The following is a 4941-nucleotide window of genomic DNA, read 5'->3' as shown; positions in this document are numbered from 1 at the left end:
CGGCCGCCCGCTTGTCGTTTTGTCGCGTGTTTGGAAGCATGTTATGGGCTTACACGGCGGGCGGCGGCGGCGGCGGCGGCGGCGGCAGGATATATGGTTGTGTCTTCTATGTTTGTATGTGTGTGTATTTGTGCATGTGTCCTCATCAAGGGACAAAAATACAGACGACTACAACGAAATAGAACGGAGGCGTTCAGAAGCCTTGTATTGGCAGGGCCGACTTATTTATAACGAAACCATTACACATAAAAACTCATACGGCGGGAATACAGCATCTCTTTGCTACAACAAACAAAACACATAAAGACGGACAACCATCATTCAACAAACACGAGGCCAACGTACGGCACTTCGATCACTGAGGTGGACATGCAAGCCCGTATACTATCACCTCGAACGGGGGGCCCTCGTAAATAACATCCACGGCGACGAACCAGACAAGCCCGTCAGCAATGTGACCGGGCGGAGGGTAAGCCGGAGAAATGTTCGATCCTTTGTGGGGGTGGTCGTCAAACCTGCCTGTCTGAACCACTGTGCTGGCACCTTGCTCGGTCGTATAGTAGTACCTGAGTGCAGTAGTGCGCGCATGATGAATTGAGTAGCTGGTCCTGGCGGTTTCGATAAGCTCCACTAGCCGTCTACGAGAGAGAGCCATCCCATTCGCTGGATTGCCACAACGCCACGACATCGAGAGAGAGCCGTTTAGTTCTGCTTCGTGATCGAAGGAGAAACAAACAACGATTGAATATGAGGAGTGCTTGTGAGTGATGGAGCCTAGAAATGAAGAGGTCCATATAAGCAAACAATTGACCCTTGCGAGTGACCGCTACAAATTCTGGAAGAGCCAGATTAGCGCCGCCCGGGGACAACAATGACAAGAAAGTGACACGGACCTGTTTATACCGGCAGACCAGTTTCGGCTCGTCCAAAAACCGAGGCGACATTTACTATTAGTGAGATTGACCGATGGATAAGAACTTCTATTGATAGCTAGTGTTGAGAGCGAGTTTTTGAAAAATACTAGGGGGCTCTGCGAGACGCACCGCGGCGGAGAAGCGCGCCTACATCCGTAATTGCCGGCCCGCAGGGCTTTCCATCGCCGAAGGATGCCGGCTGATGGGAACCTCGCGCTCGACCTACTATGACGTGCCGGTCTCGGCGCCCGACGACACCGCGATCGTCGAAGCAATCGCAGCCATTTGTGACGAGTTCGAACATTACGGCTGGCGGCGCGTTCAGGCCGCCCTGCGGCAGCAGGGAATGATCGTAAACCACAAGAAAATCAAGCGCCTCATGCGCGAGCACGATCTTCAGCCGCGAGCGCGTCGGCGCTACATCGCGACGACGGACAGCGATCACGACCAGCCGATCTTTCCCAATTTGGCGAAAGACATGACCGTCGACGGACCCAATCAGCTCTGGGTCGCGGATATTACCTACGTCGCCATTACGAGCGGCTTCGTGTATGTCGCCGTAATTCTCGACGCCTGGTCGCGGCGTGTCGTTGGCTATGCCATCGGCCGGTCGATCGATGTCCGGTTGACACTCGCCGCACTGAAGGCGGCGATCGAACGCCGCAACCCGCCGCCCGGATGCGTGCATCACTCCGACCGTGGCTCGCAATACGCCGCCCAGCTCTATCGCGACGCCTTGGTCGCGCATGGCGTCGTCGGCTCGATGGGCCGCCGCGGAAATCCTTATGACAATGCGAAAGCGGAAAGCTTCATGAAGACTCTCAAGATCGAGGCGGTCTATCCGATGGCCTTCGAAACCTTCGCCGATGTCATCGAGAACCTTCCACGTTTTATCGATGCAGTCTACAACAGCCGCAGGCTCCATTCCGCCCTTGGCTATTTGAGCCCGCAACAGTTCGAGGATCACCACACCCGGCGCACGGTCAAATCAGCAGCCTGATCCTTGTCCACCCCGAGGGGCCCACTCCATTCAGTGGTCTGACTTTGACAGGCATGTCGAGTAAAACGCATGGATCGAGTTAAGAGCGTTAATGGCAGGCCGGCGGCGGCGGCAGGATATATCGCGTTGTCGCCTTTGCTTATTCGTGCATTTGTGCGCTCGTTTGTTCGTTGGTTTGCCAAACACCATCCGGTACAGTCCCCCTTTGTGTCATGCAGAACGGCTCCCGCCCTCGGGTTCATGAACGGTTAGCTCCGCCGCTGACGGGACGGAGGGGGCTGAAGACGATGGCGGAATCGGAAGGATAAGCCGCGCTCTGGCCCGACGAGGCTGCAAGGAATCCGCTCATGACCCTCTCTCCGATCCGCAAGGTCTGTCAGTGGAGTTGCCCCCGTCAGACCGGACACTCGGCTGGTTTGAGTGATGCTATGAGGCCGACCCTGCTGGCGCGCAAGTTCCGGAGCATCGAACTGCGCGCTGGATTACCCACCAGCCATGCCAAGCGTGGATCGGCCTATGATTACAACATCCCCGCGAAGAGGGCCGAAGAACGAGCACGCGTGGAATGCGCCGAGGAGTATACGAGGTTCACGTCCCGGTGGCGGGCAAAGCCGCGATCCCGACAAAGCAAGGCTTCTGCGACATAGGGCTTGTCTACAACATCCGTGTCAGTCGGCTTGCCGGGCCCCGAGAAGTCCAGCACGACGCCGCGCTGGTAGGCCCACAGGTCAAGATCGCGCGACACGAACTCGCTGCCTTGATCGACGCGGATCGTTGCCGGGAAGCCCACTTCCTTGCAGGCCCTTTCCAGCACCGCCACGACGTCGGCGCCGCGGAAGGTGAACCGTGGCGCCAGCGCCGGTAAGAACCGCGAGGAGATATCGACGATCGTAAGCACGCGAAGCTTGTGTCCTGTTGCCGGTCATGGACGAAGTCCATCGCCCAGGTCTCGTTGGATCGCGTCGCCGGCTTGCGATCATCGCGCAGCTTGGCCTTGACGCGGCGCTTGGGCGTTTTGTTGCGCAATTGCAGGCCCAATCCGCGGTGTACGCCTACGACGAAGCTTACGATTACCCACATTTTTGAGTCAGAGTTTCGCTCCCGTTGCGATATCGATGAATCGCGATAGTCCGCGCCACATGATCAGATTCCCTGGTGGCGGATCGTTGGCGCGGGCGAGATAGCCGCCCAGCCTGGCGATCTTGATGAGATAATGCGACAATGTCTTTCGTTGTGTGCTGACTGGATTCTTGTCTTTGACGAGCCGATCAAGCAATTGGATTTCAGCTTTGGTCAGCGCAAATTCCGGTGAGGCATTTGGCGCTGAACGATTGAGCATCGTCATCCAAAAAATGCGCCAGCTCACAATGCAGAACACCGAGATCAGATTCGTCAATCGCTGAGCAGTCCGCAGTTGCGAGTCCTCCGCCCTACAGCCGGATTTGAGTATCTTGTGGAAGACCTCGATCTTCCATCGCAGGGAATACCATTCGAGTTTCTCGATCGCATCCCCGCGCGATTGCACCGGAAGGTCGGTCAGGAGTTTCCATTCAATCTTCGTTCTGTTCTTTGGCGCTCCTCTTTCATCAGCGTGGATCACTGTCAAAGTCAAAGCTGGATACCGCGACTGCTTGCCTATCGGTGGCAGAATGAATACGGATTTTACGATACCGGATTTCAAGAATAGCCTGGTCTGGATTGCCCTTGCTATCCTGGACTTGGATCCGGTGGAGACCTTTGACCACGACCTCGTCCATTATCGTTGCAACGGTATGATCGCCATCGCCGGCCGGGCGATTGACACAGGTCCTTACCAAGAAATGCGTTCCAGCCTCTTGGGCGGCGCAAAACAATTCATAAATATCGGCCTCACGATCACCGATATGGATGCACTGCGATGGCTTCTCGAAAAGCTCCGTGGATTGCTTGAGGTTCTCCAGCCACCGAATGCTCTCCTTGGTTTCAATGGGGATCCGTGTCAGGTTGACCTCGCGCCTGAGCGCAGCGACCCCTCTGAATTTCTTTCTGGTCCAGAACTTCACAGCGCTGAGCCGCAGTGGAAGCCCATCGAGGGTCACCGCAAGGCTCGAATGCATCAATATTCCGCATGTCGTGTACGTTTGGGGTTTTCCGTCCAATCTTCGAGAGTTGCTTTTGGGGACAGATCTCTTTGATCTTCTGTTCGAGGGCAGCCTAGCCGGAGCGACGGGACTTGTAATGGTAGGTCGACCTGTCAAACTCCAACGCCGCGCAGGCTCTGCGGATCGAGACCTGCCATTCGTTGCGGACTGAAGTGGACCCTATGCTGAGGACCACTGGGTCCGGTTTCTCAAGTGGAACTGCTGCCGTTCGTTCTTGCCAATAACTTTACGCTACTCTTGCTTGCTGCTGTTCTGGCTGTGGGGATGTGGGCAACGCGCAGCGTTGTCCAAGCTTCTCGCTTGCGAGAAGCGTCATATCCACAGCCTCTTCGCCGAATGCGCCGGTGACACCGGCCCGCCAGACCGCCATCGGCGCGCGGTTTTCCAGCGCCTGATGAGGGCGCTGGAAATTGTAAAACTCGATCCATCGGGCAATTCCGGCTTTGGCCTCGTGGCCATCCGAATAGCCCTTGAGATAGATGTCCTCGTATTTGAGCGAGCGCCACAGCCGCTCGATGAACACGTTGTCCATCCAGCGCCCGCGACCGTCCATCGAGATCCTGACGCCGGTGGCGGCCAGCGTGCCGGTGAAGGCGGCGCTGGTGAACTGGCTGCCCTGGTCGGTATTGTCGCGACGATGCTTCGCATCGCGCTGAGATCTCAGGCCGGCCGAAGCGTGCCAAGGCCTCTTCGAGCGCAGACACGCAGAACGATGTGTCCATCGTGTTCGACAGGCGCCAGGCCAGCACCGCACGGCTCGCCCAATCGATGATCGCCACCAGATACAGAAAGCCCTGGCCGATCGGCACATAGGTGATATCGGCCGCCCACACTTGATTCGGCCGGTCGATCGCCAGATGGCGCAGGAGATACGGGAAGATCTTGT

The 4941-nt window shown here is 56.9% G+C and carries 4 protein-coding genes and 2 pseudogenes; 2 read left to right on the top strand and 4 right to left on the bottom strand.

Translation table 11 applies throughout. The annotated features are described in order from the left end of the window. Both AC5ZGW_RS45340 and AC5ZGW_RS45335 read left to right on the top strand, forming a co-directional pair. A partial coding sequence (locus AC5ZGW_RS45340; protein ID WP_496114138.1) for a hypothetical protein occupies positions 1-182 on the top strand: 182 nt, incomplete at its 5' end. Between the two features lie 835 nt (positions 183-1017). Beyond that, positions 1018-1914, top strand: coding sequence for an IS3 family transposase (locus AC5ZGW_RS45335; protein ID WP_130231508.1), 897 nt, complete (start codon positions 1018-1020; stop codon positions 1912-1914). A gap of 652 nt (positions 1915-2566) precedes the next feature. Here AC5ZGW_RS45335 and AC5ZGW_RS45330 read toward each other — a convergent pair. From AC5ZGW_RS45330 to AC5ZGW_RS45315, 4 genes and pseudogenes are all read right to left on the bottom strand, one after another. Continuing rightward, positions 2567-2964 (bottom strand): annotated as a pseudogene (locus AC5ZGW_RS45330) (DDE-type integrase/transposase/recombinase); the annotation flags it as partial. Positions 2965-3001: 37 nt separating this feature from the next. Next, positions 3002-3520 carry an IS4 family transposase gene (locus AC5ZGW_RS45325; protein WP_245475180.1) on the bottom strand — a complete coding sequence of 173 codons (519 nt, stop codon included), beginning with the start codon at positions 3518-3520 and terminating at the stop codon, positions 3002-3004. Beyond that, complete coding sequence (locus tag AC5ZGW_RS45320) at positions 3501-4010, bottom strand: hypothetical protein (RefSeq protein ID WP_245475178.1); 510 nt, start codon at positions 4008-4010, stop codon at positions 3501-3503. The genes AC5ZGW_RS45325 and AC5ZGW_RS45320 overlap by 20 nt, the downstream gene beginning before the upstream one ends. A gap of 271 nt (positions 4011-4281) precedes the next feature. Continuing rightward, positions 4282-4941, bottom strand: a pseudogene (locus tag AC5ZGW_RS45315) (IS3 family transposase); the annotation flags it as partial.

The organism is Bradyrhizobium sp. Crot121 (assembly GCF_059512385.1).
This window is presented reverse-complemented; position numbering and strand designations above follow the sequence as displayed.